The organism is Streptococcus mitis (assembly GCF_000722705.1).
GTDB classification, from domain to species: Bacteria; Bacillota; Bacilli; order Lactobacillales; family Streptococcaceae; genus Streptococcus; species Streptococcus mitis_P.
In genome coordinates, this window is sequence record NZ_JPFW01000008.1 from 392,711 (window position 1) to 411,864 (window position 19,154).

A 19,154-nucleotide genomic window follows, 5' to 3' on the forward strand; every position below is an offset into this window, starting at 1 on the left:
CAGATTGAAAATTAGGAAATTGATTATATGTTACAATTTCTTTAGCTACTATCCCCCAATGTGAAAAATTATCATAATGAATCCATAAATTATCTTTTAAAAGGATAAATAAGAATACCATAGCAAGAAAAAACAAAAGATTTGCTGAATATATTTTTTATCAGTTATCAAATAAAGAGAATATTTATTCAGAAAGATTCCTATACAAAAAAGAACAATCGAGGTCAGCTTCAATATATTCAAAAGACCTGAAAGAAAGATGATTGTCCCAATACCTGAAAAAACTACAACTGGAATAAAAGAAACTTCTATTTTCGTCTTTAATCTAAAAAAACTGAAATATCCAAAAATTGATAAAAATAATAAGAGCATTCTAAAAACAATTAGCATGGTAACTCCTTCTCTCTAAACACCCACCTTCTTTGAACTTGATAACTGGCGAGAAATAAGATTGTATCGACTACTATTTTAATAGCTGTTTCAGAACCAGAAAACATATTCCAAACAACTGTCACCATTGCTGCAGACAACAACATTTGGAAAGCAGCCAAGCTATAGTATTTCACAATCGTTTTATAAATTCTTTTTTCACCATCAAAGACAAAATTCTTATTCATTGTAAAATTAAAATAAGATGAAATTATTCTTGCCAAAATAGTTGATAATAGAATCAACGGTGCCCCCCTATGAATTCCTACAGATAGGGAAAGCCAAAGGAACAACTGAAACAATCCAATATCAACTAAAAAGGAAGAAAGAGAAGATAACAAATATTTAAAGAATGATGCAAAGATTACTTTATAAATTCTCAATGAATCTTTAATAGGATTGAAATGAGTTTCAGCATTCCCATCAAAGTAAATAGTTTCAATCCTTATTTCTTTGATGGGAATTGAATTATCAAATGTATGGATTAACATTTTAGTTTCATACTCAAATCGTTCACCTGAAATCTCCAACATTTCATGTAAAATTGCCTTTGGAAAGCCTCGAAGTCCAGTCTGAGTATCTGTAATTTTTCTACCATAAAGCAATTTAAATACTAATTTTGTAAGCTTATTCCCAAATTTACTTTTTGGTGGAACATTTTCAGAATCAAAATCACGACAACCTAAAATGAGTGAGTCAGGATAATTAGAAATTGTCTCTACCATAGATAAGACATCTTCAACCCTATGTTGTCCATCCGAATCAGCAGTGACAATCCCGTTATATTCTTCTACATTTGGCATTGTCAGAAAATAGTTAAAGGCATTTTTTAAGGCACGACCCTTTCCTAAATTTTTTGCATGGGTTAATATCTGACATCCTTGTTTATCTCTTAGTTGTTCAAAAATATAACCACATTCTGACCTACTTCCATCATCTACAATTAGAATATCTTCTAACCCAGATTGCCTTAATTTTTCTATGTATTGAATCAAATCAAGTGGAGGATTTAGGGCAGGAATAACAATCAATGTTTTCATATAATCTCCTTTGGTATCTGCTAATATTTTTGTATAAAAAAGCATAAACTTCCAGATATCATTTTATCATGTTTCCTAAAAAAAAAGCATTTTCTGCTTTGTATTTTCTTAATTTTACCCTTAATTTTATCCATCCTATTTGAATTTTCCCTTGAAAACCAGTATAATGGTAGAATGCTATGTGACTAGAAAGGAAGTTGAATGAAGCAATCTATTTCAAATCTCAAGTTAGCTGAGCGTGGGGCCATTATCAGTATTTCAACCTATTTGATCTTGTCTGCGGCCAAATTGGCAACTGGTCATCTTCTTCATTCATCCAGTTTGGTGGCTGATGGTTTTAACAACGTCTCGGACATCATTGGAAATGTTGCCCTCTTGATTGGGATTCGTATGGCGCGCCAACCTGCAGACCGTGACCACCGTTTTGGTCATTGGAAGATTGAGGATTTGGCTAGCTTGGTCACTTCTATTATCATGTTCTATGTTGGCTTTGATGTGCTAAGGGATACCATTCAAAAGATTCTCAGTCGTGAAGAAACAGTCATTGACCCTCTGGGTGCAACTCTAGGAATCATTTCTGCAGCGATTATGTTTCTAGTTTATCTCTACAATACTCGCCTCAGTAAGAAATCCAACTCCAAGGCGCTAAAGGCTGCTGCTAAGGATAACCTTTCTGATGCTGTTACCTCTCTTGGTACTACCATTGCCATCCTAGCTAGCAGTTTCAATTATCCCATTGTGGATAAACTGGTCGCTATCATCATCACTTTCTTTATCTTGAAAACTGCCTATGATATCTTCATCGAGTCTTCCTTTAGTCTTTCAGATGGTTTTGACGACCGCCTGCTTGAGGACTACCAAAAGGCCATTATGAAAATTCCCAAAATCAGTAAGGTTAAGTCTCAAAGAGGTCGTACCTACGGTAGCAATATCTACCTTGATATTACGCTAGAAATGAATCCTGACTTGTCGGTTTATGAGAGCCACGAAATCGCGGATCAAGTCGAGTCTATGTTGGAAGAACGTTTTGGAGTCTTTGATACCGATGTCCATATCGAGCCAGCACCTATCCCTGAGGATGAGATTTTAGACAATGTCTACAAAAAATTGCTTATGCGCGAACAATTGATTGATCAGGGAAATCAACTGGAAGAATTCTTGGCTGACGATTTTGTCTATATTCGTCAAGATGGAGAACAGATGGATAAAGAGGCCTATAAAGCCGAAAAAGAGTTGAATTCAGCTATCAAGGATATTCAAATCACTTCCATCAGTCAAAAGACCAAACTCATCAGCTATGAGTTAGATGGTATCATCCACACCAGTATCTGGCGTCGCCACGAAACTTGGCAAAATATCTTCCACCAGGAAACCAAAAAAGAATAGAGAAATCCTGTCCATGAGACGGGATTTTTCTATTCTTCTAGCTATCAAAGTCACTTAGGTATTCATAGCGTTCGTATTTTTCAAGGAGTGCTTCGTTTTTCTCATCCAGTTCTTTTTGGAGTGTCGCTAGCTTACCAAAGTCAGAGCCGTTGGCCTGCATCTCATCTTCAATAGTATCGATACGATTTTCCAAGGCTTCAATATCGCCTTCAATGCTTGCCCACTCCTGCTTTTCTTGGTAGGTCATGCGTTTCTTGTCTTCTCGAACCTTGACGACTTTTTCCTTTTCGGCTTTTTGCACTTGATTGGCCATCTCTGTTTCAAAGACTTTTTCATCAAGATAGTCGGTATAATGACCAAAGAAAGGACGAATCTTGCCATCCTCAAAAGCGAGAATCTTGGTCGCTACCTTATCCAAAAAATAGCGGTCGTGACTAACAGTCAAAACTGGACCAGCAAAGCCTTGCAAAAAATTCTCCAAGACTGTCAAGGTTGCAATATCCAAATCATTGGTTGGCTCGTCCAAGAGAAGAACATTTGGTTTTTCCAAGAGCAATTTGAGAAGATAAAGACGTTTTTTCTCTCCCCCAGACAATTTCTCAATCAAGGTTCCATGCGTCGAACGTGGGAAAAGGAACTGCTCCAGCAACTCTGCAATCGAAGTCGTAGAACCTCCGCTGGTCTTGACTTCTTCAGCCACTTCTTGCAGGTAATTGATCACTCTCTTGCTCTCATCCAAGCCCTTAATTTGCTGAGAGAAATAGGCAATGCGAACTGTTTCCCCAATCACAACTTGTCCTGCTGTCGGCTCAAGAATGCCTGCAATCAAGTTAAGGAGAGTTGATTTCCCAACACCGTTGTCACCAACAATTCCAATACGATCTTTAGCTTGCACCAAGAGATTAAAATCTTGCAAAATAGGCTTGTTTTCATAGGCAAAGGAAACATCCTGAAACTCGATGACTTTCTTCCCAATCCGACTGGTTTCAAAGTTCATGGTCAAGTCTGTTTCAGCAACGCCACCTGAGACTTCTTTCTTCAAGTCGTGGAAACGATTGATACGAGCCTGCTGCTTGGTCGCACGCGCCTGCGGTTGTCTGCGCATCCAGGCCAATTCTTGTTTGTAGAGTTGTTCCTTTTTGTGAAGAAGAGCCGCGTCGCGCTCATCCTGTTCTGCCTTTAGGCGAACATAGTCCTGGTAATTTCCCTGGTACTCGGTCAAGCCTGCGCGATCCAATTCGAAAATCCGAGTTGACAAAGCGTCTAGGAAATAACGGTCGTGGGTGATAAAGAGAACTGTCTTCTTAGAATTTTTCAAAAAGAGGGTCAGCCACTCAATAGTCGCAATGTCCAGATGGTTGGTCGGCTCATCCAAAAGCAAGAGATCGTGGTTGCCAAGTAAGACTTGCGCCAACTGAACTCGTCTTCTCAGACCACCTGACAATTCCCCAACAGGAGTCGATAAGTCCTGAATACCCAGCTTACTGAGAACGGTCTTGACCTGACTCTCAATTTCCCAAGCTTGGAGAGAATCCATTTCAGCCATGACCCGTTCCAAACGAGCCTGCTTGTCCTCACTGTAGTTGAGCATGAGGAGTTCATACTCACGAATGAGTTGGATTTCCTTGAGATCGCTGGAGAGAACCGTATCCAAAACTGTCTTACTATCATCAAAATCAGGATCTTGAGTCAAGTAACCAATCTGGTAATCATTCTTAGCTGAAAAAGGACTGACATCCCCATCAAAGCCAGAAACACCAGAAAGAACATCTAAAAGGGTAGTCTTACCAGTCCCATTGACACCGATTAGACCAATTCTATCCAAGTCATGGATAATAAAGGAAATATCCTTAAAAACGGTCTTATCACCGACGGATTTACTTAGTTTTTCAACGATAAAATCACTCATTTTTTCTCCCTCAGGTAATTATCGATGGCTTGACGGTCATTTTCCAATTCTCCATCAACAATGGCAAACTCAATCTCTATTAAAATATCTCCCAAATCTGGGCTAGGCTGGTAACCATATTCCTTGATCAAAATACCACCGTTGATTTGGATTTCTTTCTTATCATGAATGGTCAGACTCTGATAGGTTTCTGTGATGGCTTGTGGGTTGACTGGTTTCCCTTGAGCCTGACGAAGATTTTCAGCCTGTAAAAGTAAATCCAAGTCAAAGCGGTAACAATCGCGCTTGCTCAATTCTCTCTTTTCACGCAGAGCCAAAATAATCAGCAAATCCTGTACCTGCTTGGCAAACTGACGTGAGGTCTTCCAAGCTTTCAAAAATGGCTGCGCATTTTCAATCTCCAAAGCCCACAGTAGAGCCGCCCAGGCTTGTTCAGAGGATTCAAAGGTGAAATTAGACTCCAAATCAAACAATCTGTTGAGCTTGTCCTGGCTAGCTGCCATATCAGGGAGATAGTCATAAGCTTGACTCTCAATCATGGAAGCCAAGCCCCTTCTCCAAAATGGAGCCAGCAAGAGTTTATCAAACTCAACAAAAGTACGCTCTACAGAAATTTTCTCCAAAAGTGGCGTCAAGGTCTTCATAGCTTTAAATGTTTCTGACTCAAGCTCAAAGCCAAGACTGGCCTGAAAACGGAAACCACGCATAATCCGTAGAGCATCTTCGTTGAAACGCTCACTAGCTACACCAACCGCCCGCAAAACTTGATTTTCCAAATCTTCTAAACCACGGAACAAGTCAATGATTTCCCCTGTCTCGTCCAAGGCAAAGGCATTGACTGTGAAATCACGGCGCTTGAGGTCTTCTTCTAGCGAACGCACAAAGGAAACCGCACTGGGTCTTCGATAGTCCACATAGACATCTTCTGTCCGAAAAGTGGTTACCTCATACTCCTCATCCCCATCTAAGACCAAGACGGTTCCATGCTCGATTCCGATATCGGCTGTTCGCGGAAAAATCTGCTTGGTCTCCTCTGGATAAGAAGACGTCGCAATATCCACATCATGGATAGGACGATTGAGGAGAGCATCTCGAACAGAGCCCCCAACAAAATAAGCTTCAAAGCCTGCTTCTTTAATTTTTTCTAATACTGGTAAAGCCTTCTGAAATTCAGAAGGCATTTGCGTTAATCTCATAATAAGTGTTCTAATCCATAGACAAGCTCATGACGCTTGACAACTTCTTTAATTCCCAAATTGACCCCTGTCATGAAGGAGCTGCGATCATAGGAGTCATGACGGAGGGTCAATCCTTCTCCCTGATTGCCAAAGATGACTTCCTGATGGGCTACCAAGCCTGGTAGACGGACAGAGTGAATCCGCATGCCATCAAAGTCAGCACCACGAGCACCAGCAATCAGTTCTTCTTCATCAGGCGCACCTTGCTGGATAGACTCTCGAACTTCCGCCATCAACTCAGCTGTTTTAATAGCTGTTCCACTAGGAGCATCCTTTTTCTTGTCATGATGGAGCTCGATAATCTCCACGTTTGGGAAATATTTAGCAGCCTGCGTCGCAAATTGCATGAGCAAGACAGCACCCAAGGCAAAGTTAGGGGCAATCAAACCACCCAAATCTTGGGCACGTGAAAAATCTTTTAGCTCTGCAATTTCTTCACTAGTAAAGCCTGTTGTTCCAACTACTGGAGCAAAGCCATTTTCAAGAGCAAATCGTGTATTTTCATAGGCAACAGCTGGAGTAGTAAAATCTACCCAGACATCCGCTTCAAAGCCTGCTAAATCAACCTTATCCTTAAAAACAGGAATTCCCTGCCATTCTGACTCAGACTCAAAAGGATCCAAAACTGCTACCAAATCCAAGTCTGGATCATCCAAGACCATCTGACAAGCAGCTTGGCCCATCTTTCCCTTAAAACCAGCAATAATTACTCGAATACTCATCTCTACTCCTGTCTAAGATACAAAATCTGCAAGAACACAAAGTGAAAATAGGAGTTCTGATCAAGGAGTGTCTACTCCTTGGAAGAACTATCTTTTTCACACAGGGTTCCAGGCGTGTTCAATTATCAAGATTCAAAGGACCTTAGTTGCCCATGAAAAATAGGGGATGGCGCTGACTTTCCATAAAAGGCAAGACAGGCATCTTTTTTCAAGAGGAAGCTAGTCCGTGTTCAATTTCTAAGATACAAATCCTTCTTGACTAGTCTTGAAGTGCTAACTAAATCACTGGAATATAACCCAGAGCAATACTTCCTGATCCTAGGTGGGTCCCAATGACACTGCCAAATGTAGCAAGTGAAATATCCGTACCCACTCCAGACTCAAGCAAGTGTTGACGCAATTCCTCAGCCTTTTCAGGAGCATTTCCGTGAATGACAATGATACGGTATTGGCCTGAAGCTGTGGCTTCCTTGATAATCTCAATTAAGCGCTTGGTTGCTTTCTTTTCAGTACGAACTTTTTCGTAAACTTCAATCACACCTTGATCGTTAAAATAAAGGATTGGCTTAATGCTTAGCAGATTGCCCAAAATCGCAGCCCCATTTGAAAGGCGCCCACCTTTTACCAAATGATCCAAATCATCCACCATGATAAAAGCTGACGTACGACTAATTTGAATAGCTAGCTTATCCTGAATAATGGCAAAATCATCGCCCTGGTCGCGCCAGTTAAAGACACTTTCAACCATGATACCCAGCGGAGCACTTGTAATCAAAGTGTCTGGAAAAGCAATGGTTAAACCCTCATAGTCATCCACCATATACTGGATATTTTGGTAAAAACCTGAAATTCCAGAAGATAGGAAAAGTCCCAAGGCATGGGTATAGCCTTGTTCTTTGAGCGAAGTTAAAATTTCATCTAACTTGGCAATGCTTGGTTGACTGGTCTTAGGCAATTCAGAAGTCTGAGTCATTTTTTGATAAAATTCCTCAGCAGTCAGATTGATACCTTCGACATACTCCTCACCATCAATATTGACAGGAATATCCAAGACAAACAAATCTTCTCTTTGTAAGGTCTCTGCACTGAGATAGGCAGAGGAATCTGTGATAACAGCTAGTTTCATATTAGAACTCCAAATTGATTCCTGGTAAGTCTAATGCAATTTCAGTCACTTCGTAAGTCAAACGATTGAGCATGTTCAAACATGGACGAGCCAAGGTTTCCACTTCTTCTTGGTTCAATTCACTTGGTTCATTGACAATACGACCATCGATATGATTTACCTGTGAAATGGTTCCACTAATGACAAACTTATCAAATACAATCATAAAACTCAAGACGACAATTAAGGAAGTCACTTGATTTTCTTGATCATGTTGAATCAATTGAAAGTTCACATCCACCTTGGTTTCAGGAGCTCCATTTTCATTTTCCCATTCAAAATTACGCGCATCAAAATGATACTGACTAACAAATTCTTGTTCACGTTTAAGATTCATGTCTCTCTCCCTCGGCTACAATATTATAAGCTATTGTACCATAATTTTTTATTTTCATCTAGTTTTCTAGGATTTAGTCAATCCCGATTTCATCTCGAACCACATCTGCAATGGTATCAACATAGTAGTCCACTTCTTCTGTTGTAGGCGCTTCTGCCATGACACGCAAAAGGGGCTCTGTTCCACTTGGGCGGACAAGGATACGGCCATTCCCTGCCATTTCTGCTTCCATCTTCTCGATAATTGCCTTGATAGCTGGCACTTCCATAGCCTTTTCCTTCATGGCATTTTCCACTCGGATATTGACTAATTTTTGTGGATAGATGGTTACTTCTGCTCCCAGCTCTGACAAGCTCTTACCCGTTTCCTTCATGATTTTAGTCAATTGGACTGCTGATAATTGACCATCACCTGTGGTATTGTAATCCATCAAGATGACGTGCCCAGACTGTTCACCACCAAGGTTGTAGCCTGATTTTCTCATTTCTTCAACAACGTAGCGGTCTCCAACTGCAGTGACTGCCTTGTTAATGCCTTCACAGTCCAAGGCCTTGTGGAAACCTAGGTTAGACATAACGGTTGTCACAATTGTATTTCGGGCCAATTGTCCTTTTTCAGAAAGGTATTTCCCGATGATATACATAATCTTATCACCATCGACGATGTCGCCATTTTCATCAACAGCAATCAAACGGTCACTGTCCCCATCAAAGGCCAAACCAATTGCTGACCCGCTTTCTTTAACCACTTCTTGAAGGGCTTCTGGGTGTGTTGAACCAACATTAAGGTTGATATTAAGACCATCTGGTGTTTCTCCGATAACCGTCAATTGAGCACCGAGATCAGCGAAAATCTGACGGGCACTTGTAGACGCTGCACCATTGGCTGTGTCCAAGGCAACCTTCATTCCTTCAAGGGGAGTTCCAGTTGAAACCAGATAGCTTTCATACTTACGCAAGCCTTCTGGATAATCTACCAAGGTTCCCAAACCTTCTGCACTTGGACGAGGAAGAGTATCTTCCGCAGCATCTAACAAGACTTCAATTTCTGCTTCTTTTTCGTCATCTAGTTTGAAACCATCCCCACCAAAGAACTTAATCCCATTATCAAGAGCTGGGTTATGGCTAGCAGAAATCATGACACCTGCACTTGCTCCTTCAGTTTTGACCAAGTAAGCTACTGCTGGTGTTGCCAGAACGCCTAGTTTATATACGTGAATACCAACTGAAAGAAGACCAGCTACCAAGGCAGATTCTAGCATTTCTCCTGAAATACGTGTATCACGTCCCACAAAAACTTTCGGTGCTTCCGTTTCATGTTGACTGAGAACATAACCTCCAAAACGTCCTAGTTTAAAAGCCAATTCTGGCGTTAGTTCTACGTTAGCTTCTCCACGGACTCCATCAGTCCCAAAATATTTACCCATTTTTATAAAATCCTTTTTCTATTTTTAATTCGTTTTTGAACTAGTTGCTTTCGTTGACGAAGATGTCTCCGACGAACTGCTTGTGCTTGAACTTGGTGCTACTGGTTTTGTAGTGACCTTCATTATTGTATCAAACGGAGTGATCACTACTGGTAAGACAACCCCATTACGGTCGATTGCCTGCAAAGGTACCGAACCACTATAATTACCTGTAATCCGTTCGCTAGTAGGCAGAAGCGCAATAACTTTGTCAATCTTAGCTAATGTTTCCTGGTCAGTTGTGACCGAAACGCGTTCATTTGACACGGTTACACTATCAATTTGTAGCTTGGGATCAATCTGGCTTTGGTCAACTTGTGGCACAACAAGCATCCCATCTCTCTTAACCTTCTTCCCAACTTTCACTGTAATCTTTTGAGGCGTTGCCACAGCGGTCAATCCACTTGGAAGATTTTCAATGTTCAAGGGAACTTCAATCGTTCCAACACTAGCATCTGTCAAATCCGCTGTAACCTTAAACTTACGAGTACTTTCCTGCATTTCGCTCGCCAAAGTCACACGATTGGCACCTGTCAGCACAACTGAAACTTCTGAAGCAAAACCACTAATAAAGTATTGACTATTATCATAATGAATGTCTATAGGAACATTTGCTACCGTATTGGTGTAGGTTTCCGATTTGACCTGCCTTACAGTATTATTATTTTGAAAGTTGGTCGATGTTGCATAGATAAATAAGACACAAGCAAAAAAGAGAGATGAAATGATATATAGACTATTTTTTCTCATATTTCCAACCTCCTAGCAAACGGTCCTTGAAACTGACTTTTTCCTCAACGGTTGGCAAAAGAAGTGCTCGTAATTCTGCTTCAAATTCCTCAAGAGTCAAGTCGTGCTTGAAGATCCCATTGTAGGTAATAGAAATACCACCTGTTTCCTCTGAGACAATAAAGGTCAAGGCATCGGATACTTCTGATAAACCGATAGCCGCCCTATGTCTGGTTCCAAATTCCTTGGAAATCCCTGTCCTTTCTGTTAAGGGTAGATAGGCAGAAGTCACCGCAATCCGATTTTCTCTGATGATCACAGCACCATCATGTAGGGGAGTGTTAGGAATAAAAATATTGATGATGAGTTCTGCCGAAATATTGGCATCCAAGGGAATCCCTGTCGCAATGTATTCTTGCAAGGTGCGAACTCGTTGGATGGCAACCAGGGCACCAATCTTACGAGGGCTCATATATTCAACTGACTTGACAAAGGCACGAATCATTTGCTCTTCTGCACTAATTTGACTAGTAGAAAAGAAATCTGTCGCCCTTCCCAAACGTTCCAAACCAGTCCGAATCTCTGGAGAGAAGATAACAACCGCAGCAATAACACCATAAGTGATAATCTGATTAATCAACCAAGAAATCGTTGTTAAACCAAGGATATTGGCCACAACCTGGGCTAATACAAAGATCACGACCCCACGCACCAAAATCATAATCTTAGTACCAGCTATCGCTTTTGTAAAACGATATAAAACATAGGCCACAATCAAAATATCAAACAAATTGATGGCAATACTCCAAGGACTAGAAAACAAGCTAGTCCAATATTGCAGATTGGATAATTGTTGAAAGTTCATCTGCTGTCTCCTCTCTGTCCAAACACGTTCCTTTCTATTATACCATTTTTTCTGACATTTTTTCCCCTATCCTACTTCATTTTAAATTAAAGAAAAAATATGATAAAATAAACTGATACTCAATGAAAATCAAAGAGCAAACTAGGAAGCTAGCCGCAGGCTGTACTTGAGTACGGTAAGGCGACGCTGACGTGGTTTGAATTTGATTTTCAAAGAGTATGACTAGAAAAAACAAAGGAGAAACCATGTCTCAACTCTATGATATCACTATTGTAGGTGGTGGCCCAGTCGGACTTTTTGCAGCCTTTTATGCCCACCTACGCCAAGCCAAGGTCCAAATCATCGACTCCCTTCCCCAACTAGGTGGACAGCCCGCTATTCTTTATCCTGAAAAGGAAATCCTAGACGTCCCAGGTTTTCCAAACCTGACTGGAGAAGAGTTGACTAAGCGCTTGATTGAACAGCTAAACAGCTTTGATACCCCTATTCATCTCAATGAAACAGTTCTTGAAATTGAAAAACAAGATCAAGGCTTTGCCATTACAACTTCTAAAGGAAGTCACCTGTCTAAAACAGTTATCATTGCTATGGGTGGAGGGGCCTTCAAACCACGTCCGCTGGAACTGGAAGGGGTTGAGGGCTATGAAAATATCCACTACCACGTTTCCAACATTCAGCAATATGCTGGTAAGAAAGTGACGATTCTTGGTGGGGGAGACTCAGCTGTGGATTGGGCTTTGGCTTTTGAAAAAATTGCACCAACTACCCTTGTTCACCGTAGAGATAATTTCCGTGCTTTGGAACACAGTGTGCAAGCCTTACAGGAATCTTCTGTGACCATCAAGACACCATTCGTCCCTAGCCAACTCCTTGGAGATGGAACAACGCTCGATAAACTTGAAATCACAAAAGTTAAATCTGATGAAACCGAAACGATTGACCTAGACCACCTCTTTGTCAACTATGGTTTCAAATCTTCTGTCGGTAACCTCAAAAACTGGGGTCTGGACCTCAACCGCCACAAGATTATTGTCAACAGCAAGCAAGAATCCAGCCAAGCAGGTATCTATGCTATCGGTGACTGCTGCTACTATGACGGAAAAATTGATTTGATTGCGACAGGTCTCGGAGAAGCCCCAACCGCTGTCAACAATGCTATTAATTACATTGATCCTGAACAAAAAGTACAACCAAAACACTCAACCAGTTTATAAAAAAGAACCACGAGTCATAGGATTCGTGGTTTTATAGTTCATCGGCTAATTTATTTATCTTTCTGAGTCTGTGGTTGACACCACTTTTGGTCAGAGGGGTGCTGAGGCTATCTGCTAACTGCTGGATAGAGTAGTCTGGGTGCTGAATCCGCAGTTGCGCCACTTCCTGCAAATCCACTGGCAAATTTTCTAAGCCCATAATATCTTTGATTTTGCTGATATTGTTGATGGTCTTCATGCTGGCAGAAACTGTCCGAGCGATATTAGCTGTCTCGGCATTATTGGCCCGATTGAGGTCATTACGGGTTTCTCGCAAAATCTTAACCCGCTCAAAATCATCACGCGCCTGCATGGCTCCGATGACAATCAAGAAATCCATAATATCTTCAGCTCGCTGGAGGTAGGTCACAGCCCCCTTCTTACGCTCAAGTACCTTGGCATCTAGTAAAAATTGCTGGAGAAGAGAGGCAATCCCTTGCGCGTGGTCCAGATAAACAGAACTGATTTCCAACTGATACTTGCCAGATTCAGGGTCACGAATGCTGCCATTTGCCAAGAAAGCGCCACAAAGATAAGCACGACCTGCTTCCTCATCTGATAAAATCTCCTCATCAATACCTGTTTCCAGACCAAAGAAGGAGTCGGCCAAGTGCAAATCACTCAATAAATCCTGCACCTTTTCATCAGTAAAGACAGTATAGACCCGATTCTTGCGAAGATTACTTCTTTGGTGGTGGCGAATTTCTGATTTGATTTCATAGAAATGAAGAAAGGACTCATAGAGGTGACGAGCCAGTTTGGCATTTTCTGTCACGACAGACAAGGTCAGGCCCGAGGTCGAAAGACCGATGCTACCAGACATCTTGATAATGGCAGATAATTCATGTCGGCTCAGATGGTGTTGACCCAGAATTTCTTCTTTTACTGCTACTGTGAAACTCATTTTCTCACCTGTATAATCCGCATCAACTCGTCCACAATCAAATCCCCATCGTGGAAGGCACCTCCATTTTCCAGGCGAAGGAAGTTGGATGAAATCACTCGCGGAACTTGTTTACAAAGGCCAGCAAAGTCATGTTCCACCTGGACCAAGTATTCATCAAAACGGTTGGAATTCATGTATTCCTGAGGCACTTTTTCGATATTCACCAAGACAGTATCGATAAAAGGTCGGCCAAGGTGACGATGCAAGACTTCCACGTGGTCGCTATCTGTAAAATGTTCCGTCTCCCCACGTTGGGTCATGATATTGCAGACATAGGCTATTTCTGCCTTGGTTTCCAAAAGCGCCTGCCCGATTTCTTTAATCACGATATTGGGCAAAATCGAGGTAAAGAGGGAACCAGGTCCGAGGACAATCATGTCACTTTCAAGAATGGTCTGCACTACTCTACGGCTAGCCAGAGGTGTATCATCGTTGAGCGTATTGGTCACATAGACATGGTCAATCATGCCTGGATGGTCTGCAATATGGCTCTCTCCAGCCACTTCTGTCCCATCCTGAAAGACTGCATGAAGGGTCAAAGGATGGTCACTTGAAGGATAAATCTTCCCAGTTGTGTGGAAAAATTTGCTCAGTAACTGCATGGCATTATAGGTCGAACCCTGCATTTCTGACAGACCTGCAATAATGAGATTGCCCAATGGATGGCCAGCAAAGGCTCCTGCATCCTCAGAGAAGCGATACTGAAATACCTTCTCATAAAACTTAGGCATATCCGACATGGCCACGAGAACATTACGAAGATCACCTGGCGGTGTCAATTGTTGCATATTTTTTCGGAGTTCACCTGATGAACCACCATCATCTGCCACCGTTACAATAGCAGCAATTTCCACATCTTTTTCACGCAGACTTTTAAGAATGACGGGGATCCCAGTCCCTCCACCAATCACTGTTATCTTTGGTTTTCTCATGAACGGTTTACCGTTTCCTTTCTTCGGTCTTTGTCGCGATGCCCTTCATTGACAGGCCAAGTCTTGGATAAGTCCTGCGCCAAGCGTTTAGCAAAGGCCACACTACGGTGTTGTCCACCCGTACAACCCATGGCAATGGTTAAAACTGACTTACCTTCCTTTTGGTAACTTGGCAAAATCGGCTCAATCAAGGCCAACAAATGCTGATAAAATTCTTCTGACTCAGGATGGTTCATGACATAGTCATAAACTGGTTCATCCACACCCGTTTGGTTTCTCAGTTCTGGAAGGTAATAGGGATTTGGCAAAAAGCGCACATCAAAGACCAAATCCGCATCAATTGGGATTCCATATTTAAAGCCGAAAGACATGACTTCGATACGGAAAGACTGGGCTTGTTCTTGATCTGAAAACTGCTCTGCAAGGGTTTTACGCAGCTCACGTGGAGTAAGTTCAGTTGTATCCACCACATTTTGGCTCATATTTTTCAAAGGTGCCAAGAGCTCACGTTCCAGCTTGATTCCATCCAAAATCCGTCCATCTGCTGCTAGTGGGTGACTCCGTCTGGTTTCCTTGTAACGAGCGACCAATTCCTTATCAGCTGCATCCAAAAAGAGAATTTTGAAGTCCAGTTCTTCCTTGTTTTCCAACTCATCCAAAACAGCTTGAATCTCTGAGAAGAAAGAACGGCTACGCATATCTACTACCAAGGCCAACTTATGGTCGTCTTCCTTTGTTTCCACCAACTGCAAAAACTTAGGCAAGAGAGCTGGCGGCATATTATCAATAGTAAAATAACCCAAATCTTCGAAGGACTGAATGGCAACTGTTTTCCCTGCACCACTCATTCCTGTCACAATCACCAAGTGAAGTTGTTTCTTTGTCATCTTTTTCTCCTTATATCAAAAGAAGTTTGGCAACACCAAACTTCAACTAGCTTATCCAATCTCTGCGATGACTTCAATTTCGACTTTTACATCACGAGGAAGACGAGCTACCTCCACAGCTGAACGAGCTGGAAATTCCTCTTTAAAGGCCGTTTGGTAAACCTCGTTAAAAGGAACAAAGTCGTTCATATCGCTCAAAAAGCAAGTTGTTTTGACAACATGGTCAAAGTCAGTTCCCGCTTCTGCCAAAATAGCACCGATGTTTTTTAAGACCTGTTCTGTCTGTTCTTGGATCGTTTCTCCAACGATTTCCCCAGTTTCAGGAGAGAGAGGAACTTGACCACTAGCAAACAAAAGGTTGCCAACGATTTTTCCTTGAACATATGGTCCGATAGCCTTTGGAGCTTTGTCTGTATGAATTGTTTTTGCCATTTTCTTTTCCTCACAATTTTTCTAAGATTGCATCCCAAGCCTCATCCATCCCTGCCTTGCTGACAGATGAAAAGAGGATAAAGTCGTCACTTGGGTCAAAGTTTAATTTCTTTTTGATTGCTGATTCGTGCTTGTTCCATTTACCACGTGGAATCTTGTCTGCCTTGGTCGCCACAATGATGACTGGAATCTCATAATACTTGAGAAATTCGTACATCTGCACATCATCTGCTGATGGGTCATGACGGAGGTCAACTAGACTGACCACTGCACGGAGATTTTCTCGAGTTGTCAGATACTCCTCAATCATGCGCCCCCACTTTTCACGCTCTTTTTTGGAAACACGGGCATAACCATAACCAGGCACATCCACAAAGCGCATCTTATCGTCAATGTTAAAGAAGTTGAGAAGCTGGGTTTTCCCAGGTTTCCCTGACGTACGAGCCAGATTCTTACGATTCAGCATAGTATTGATAAAGCTAGACTTGCCAACATTTGAACGCCCTGCAAGAGCGATCTCTGGCAGTTCATCCTGCGGATAGTGGGACTTATTAGCCGCACTGAGCAAGATTTCTGCATTGTGTGTATTCAGTTCCATAGTCACCTCTAGGCTGTTTCTAGGATTGGTTTATCCGTTCCATCGACAGCTTCTTTAGTGATGCGGACCAATTTCACATTTTCCTGACTCGGCACTTCAAACATGACATCTAGCATTGTTTCTTCGATAATCGAGCGAAGACCACGCGCCCCTGTCTTCCGTTCGATAGCCTTATTGGCAATTTCCTGAAGGGCTTCATCGTCAAATTCCAACTCGACATCATCATAAGAAAGCAAGGTTTGGTACTGTTTCACCAAAGCATTTCTTGGCTCTTTCAAGATACGAACCAAATCATCTACTGTCAACTGTTCAAGAGCAGCAAAGACAGGCAAACGTCCAATCAACTCAGGGATAATACCAAATTTTTGAATATCTTCTGCGATGATTTCTTGCATGTAGGAGCTGTTTTCATCAATCGCCTTATTGTTTTGACCAAATCCGATGACTTTTTCACCCAGACGTTGTTTGACGATTTCTTCAATACCATCAAAAGCACCACCCACGATGAAGAGGATATTTTTGGTATCGACTTGAATCATCTCTTGTTGTGGATGTTTACGTCCACCTTGAGGCGGAACACTAGCAACGGTTCCCTCGATAATCTTGAGAAGGGCTTGTTGCACACCTTCACCAGAAACATCACGTGTGATCGATACGTTCTCGCTCTTCTTAGCAATCTTGTCAATTTCATCCACATAGATAATGCCACGCTCTGCACGTTCAATGTTAAAGTCAGCAGCCTGCAGGAGTTTGAGGAGGATATTTTCCACATCCTCACCAACATAACCAGCCTCAGTTAAGGCTGTCGCATCCGCAATCGCAAAAGGCACATTCAAGCTCTTAGCCAAGGTCTGGGCAAGGAAAGTTTTCCCTGAACCAGTTGGGCCAATCATTAAGATGTTTGATTTCTGCAAATCCACATCTTCTGACTCTTCACGCGTATCGTGGAAATTGATGCGTTTGTAGTGGTTGTATACTGCTACTGCTAAAGCACGTTTGGCACGATCTTGACCAATTACATAGTGGTTCAAGATATGGAGGAGTTCGATTGGTTTTGGAACTTCAGACAAGTCTGCCAAGACTTCCTCCGCCAACTCCTCCCTAATGATTTCCTGGGCCAACTCCACACATTCATTACAGATAAAGGCGTTGTTCCCAGCGATTATTTTTTGTACTTCTTCTTGGCTTTTGCCACAAAATGAGCAATAAACCATCATATCATTATTCCTATTTGTAGGCATGATTTCCTTCCGTTCTATTCTATACTGTCATTCTATCTAAAATAAGGTCATGTAAAAAGCATGGATACTATTGACCAAGTTGGTAAAGGCATTTAACCAGAGCAGGACAGAAAGTCCATAACGCTTTTTACGAAAAGCCTGTGCTCCTGCAAGCAAGCAGACCAAACACAGCATGGCTGTGAAAAAACCAAATATACTACGTTCCATTAGACTTCCTTTCTCTTGCGGTATTGGATAGTAAAATCATAAGGATTTTTCTCATCTTTGGCGTAAAATTTGCTTGAAACTATTTCAAAAATAGACAAGTCAAACTCTTCAGGAAAATAGGTATCTCCCTCTACCCGAGCATGAATGTGAGTTACAATCACTTCGTCAAGGTAAGGTTCAAAAGCCTGAAAAATTTGCTTTCCACCGAGAATATAAAGATTCTTATCTTGAGCCTGATACCAGCCCAAGACAGACTGAACATCATAAAAAGTAGTAACCCCATCTATCTTTTCTTCAGAATTACGCGTCAAAATCAAGGTCTCCCGTTTTGGAAGCAAGCGACGCCCCATCCCATCAAAAGTCACGCGTCCCATCAAGATAGCATGATTCAGAGTTGTTTCTTTGAAGTGTTGCAGTTCTGCTGGCAAATACCAAGGCAGACGATTGTCCTTACCAATTACACCCTCTTCATCCTGGGCCCAAATAGCTACGATTTTCTTAGTCATGCTTCCATCCTTTTTACTGATAGTACTATTTTATCAAAAAAGTCAAAAAAAGACTGGTTTGGAATAGCTTACAGAATAGAAAAAATCTGTAAGATTCATCCTACAGATTTTTATATGATTATTCTATTTCTTACAAACCAGGTGCTTGTCCAAGTTCTGCCGCAATCATCCAAACTGTTTTCTCAAGTTCAGCCTTAGCACCAACAAAGATATCGTTTGTAACATCATCGCCTTCTTCGTCAGTCACATCCAAGGCTTTTTGGAAAAGAGTGATGAGGTAGCGATAAATAGCTAGAACACGTTCCAAGCTTTCTTCAACGTTACGGAATTCTCCTTCTTCTTCTTCGATTTCACTGTGTTGAAGGAACTCTGTCAATGTAGAGAATGGGCTTCCTCCAAGTGTAATCAAGCGCTCGCTGATTTCATCCAATTGACCATCAAGAGCATCCATGTACTCATCCATTTTTGGATGCCATACAAGGAAACCACGACCACGCATGTACCAGTGTACTTGGTGCAAAGCAACGTGGGCTACGTACAAATCAGCAACAGCTTGATTCAAGACTTCCTTTGTCTTTGCCAATGCTACTGGTGCTGCTTTTGTTAATGATGTTACGTCTTTTACTGCTTCTTTTTTCAATTCTACCATTGTTTTTACCTCATTCATTATTTTTTGTAACCACTTCTTAATGATTACTACCTTAGTATACTACTAATAAAAACCAATAGCAAGCCAAAAGACTCACATGAGAAAAGTTGCAATAGACTGATAATTTAAGAATTCTGTAGAGTTTTTTTGATTCAATTTCATGTCCCTTTTCTTCAGTAAAGCAAAGAAAAAGAGGATGCAATTTTCTTGCACACTCC

At 41.5% G+C, this 19,154-nt stretch carries 20 protein-coding genes; 2 read left to right on the plus strand and 18 right to left on the minus strand.

Features of this window, described 5'->3' with window-relative positions:
• Positions 1-383: 383 nt before the first annotated feature.
• Positions 384-1,469: a bifunctional glycosyltransferase family 2/GtrA family protein gene (locus SK642_RS07005; RefSeq protein WP_033684099.1), complete on the minus strand. Its 1,086-nt coding sequence runs from the start codon at positions 1,467-1,469 to the stop codon at positions 384-386.
• A 201-nt stretch (positions 1,470-1,670) separates the two neighbouring features.
• On the opposite strand from SK642_RS07005, the gene mntE reads away from it, so the two are divergent.
• Positions 1,671-2,855: a CDF family manganese efflux transporter MntE gene (mntE, locus tag SK642_RS07010; protein ID WP_033684100.1), complete on the plus strand. Its 1,185-nt coding sequence runs from the start codon at positions 1,671-1,673 to the stop codon at positions 2,853-2,855.
• Positions 2,856-2,892: 37 nt separating this feature from the next.
• On the opposite strand, the gene SK642_RS07015 is transcribed toward mntE, so the two are convergent.
• The 8 genes from SK642_RS07015 to cdaA all read right to left on the minus strand — a co-directional run bounded on the left by SK642_RS07015 (position 2,893) and on the right by cdaA (position 11,285).
• A complete protein-coding gene (locus tag SK642_RS07015; protein ID WP_033684101.1) occupies positions 2,893-4,764 on the minus strand; it encodes an ABC-F family ATP-binding cassette domain-containing protein in 1,872 nt (623 codons plus the stop codon).
• On the minus strand, positions 4,761-5,960 hold the full coding sequence (locus SK642_RS07020; protein ID WP_080708961.1) for a CCA tRNA nucleotidyltransferase: 1,200 nt from the start codon (positions 5,958-5,960) through the stop codon (positions 4,761-4,763). The genes SK642_RS07015 and SK642_RS07020 overlap by 4 nt, the downstream gene beginning before the upstream one ends.
• Positions 5,957-6,724, minus strand: coding sequence for a 4-hydroxy-tetrahydrodipicolinate reductase (gene dapB / locus SK642_RS07025; protein ID WP_033684103.1), 768 nt, complete (start codon positions 6,722-6,724; stop codon positions 5,957-5,959). Before dapB ends, SK642_RS07020 begins: the two co-directional genes overlap by 4 nt.
• Positions 6,725-7,001: 277 nt before the next feature.
• Positions 7,002-7,850, minus strand: a complete 849-nt coding sequence (locus SK642_RS07030) for a DegV family protein (RefSeq protein WP_033684104.1) — start codon at positions 7,848-7,850, stop codon at positions 7,002-7,004.
• A gap of 1 nt (position 7,851) precedes the next feature.
• Complete coding sequence (locus tag SK642_RS07035) at positions 7,852-8,226, minus strand: DUF1149 family protein (RefSeq protein WP_001050081.1); 375 nt, start codon at positions 8,224-8,226, stop codon at positions 7,852-7,854.
• A gap of 73 nt (positions 8,227-8,299) precedes the next feature.
• Positions 8,300-9,652, minus strand: a complete 1,353-nt coding sequence (gene glmM / locus SK642_RS07040; RefSeq protein ID WP_033684105.1) for a phosphoglucosamine mutase — start codon at positions 9,650-9,652, stop codon at positions 8,300-8,302.
• A 24-nt stretch (positions 9,653-9,676) separates the two neighbouring features.
• Complete coding sequence (locus tag SK642_RS07045; protein WP_033684106.1) at positions 9,677-10,441, minus strand: YbbR-like domain-containing protein; 765 nt, start codon at positions 10,439-10,441, stop codon at positions 9,677-9,679.
• A complete protein-coding gene (gene cdaA, locus SK642_RS07050; RefSeq protein ID WP_033684107.1) occupies positions 10,428-11,285 on the minus strand; it encodes a diadenylate cyclase CdaA in 858 nt (285 codons plus the stop codon). Before cdaA ends, SK642_RS07045 begins: the two co-directional genes overlap by 14 nt.
• 245 nt (positions 11,286-11,530) lie before the next feature.
• Here cdaA and SK642_RS07055 point away from each other — a divergent pair, with 245 nt between their 5' ends.
• Positions 11,531-12,499: an NAD(P)/FAD-dependent oxidoreductase gene (locus SK642_RS07055; RefSeq protein WP_033684108.1), complete on the plus strand. Its 969-nt coding sequence runs from the start codon at positions 11,531-11,533 to the stop codon at positions 12,497-12,499.
• 31 nt (positions 12,500-12,530) lie between these two features.
• Here SK642_RS07055 and whiA read toward each other — a convergent pair whose 3' ends face one another.
• The 9 genes from whiA to SK642_RS07100 all read right to left on the minus strand — a co-directional run bounded on the left by whiA (position 12,531) and on the right by SK642_RS07100 (position 18,936).
• Positions 12,531-13,442 carry a DNA-binding protein WhiA gene (whiA, locus tag SK642_RS07060; protein ID WP_033684109.1) on the minus strand — a complete coding sequence of 304 codons (912 nt, stop codon included), beginning with the start codon at positions 13,440-13,442 and terminating at the stop codon, positions 12,531-12,533.
• The gene (locus tag SK642_RS07065; RefSeq protein WP_001231075.1) at positions 13,439-14,416 is read right to left on the minus strand and encodes a YvcK family protein; all 978 of its coding nucleotides are present in this window, start codon (positions 14,414-14,416) and stop codon (positions 13,439-13,441) included. Before SK642_RS07065 ends, whiA begins: the two co-directional genes overlap by 4 nt.
• On the minus strand, positions 14,413-15,303 hold the full coding sequence (gene rapZ, locus SK642_RS07070) for an RNase adapter RapZ (RefSeq protein ID WP_033684110.1): 891 nt from the start codon (positions 15,301-15,303) through the stop codon (positions 14,413-14,415). Before rapZ ends, SK642_RS07065 begins: the two co-directional genes overlap by 4 nt.
• Positions 15,304-15,354: 51 nt before the next feature.
• Positions 15,355-15,735, minus strand: a complete 381-nt coding sequence (locus SK642_RS07075) for a RidA family protein (RefSeq protein ID WP_001140420.1) — start codon at positions 15,733-15,735, stop codon at positions 15,355-15,357.
• A gap of 10 nt (positions 15,736-15,745) precedes the next feature.
• A complete protein-coding gene (yihA, locus tag SK642_RS07080) occupies positions 15,746-16,333 on the minus strand; it encodes a ribosome biogenesis GTP-binding protein YihA/YsxC (protein WP_000422605.1) in 588 nt (195 codons plus the stop codon).
• A gap of 8 nt (positions 16,334-16,341) precedes the next feature.
• The gene (clpX, locus tag SK642_RS07085; protein ID WP_012972566.1) at positions 16,342-17,574 is read right to left on the minus strand and encodes an ATP-dependent Clp protease ATP-binding subunit ClpX; all 1,233 of its coding nucleotides are present in this window, start codon (positions 17,572-17,574) and stop codon (positions 16,342-16,344) included.
• Positions 17,575-17,610: 36 nt separating this feature from the next.
• A complete protein-coding gene (locus tag SK642_RS10770; RefSeq protein WP_000442260.1) occupies positions 17,611-17,781 on the minus strand; it encodes a hypothetical protein in 171 nt (56 codons plus the stop codon).
• Complete coding sequence (locus SK642_RS07095; protein WP_033684111.1) at positions 17,781-18,287, minus strand: dihydrofolate reductase; 507 nt, start codon at positions 18,285-18,287, stop codon at positions 17,781-17,783. Before SK642_RS07095 ends, SK642_RS10770 begins: the two co-directional genes overlap by 1 nt.
• Before the next feature lie 130 nt (positions 18,288-18,417).
• Positions 18,418-18,936, minus strand: coding sequence for a Dps family protein (locus SK642_RS07100; protein WP_033684112.1), 519 nt, complete (start codon positions 18,934-18,936; stop codon positions 18,418-18,420).
• Positions 18,937-19,154: the final 218 nt, after the last annotated feature.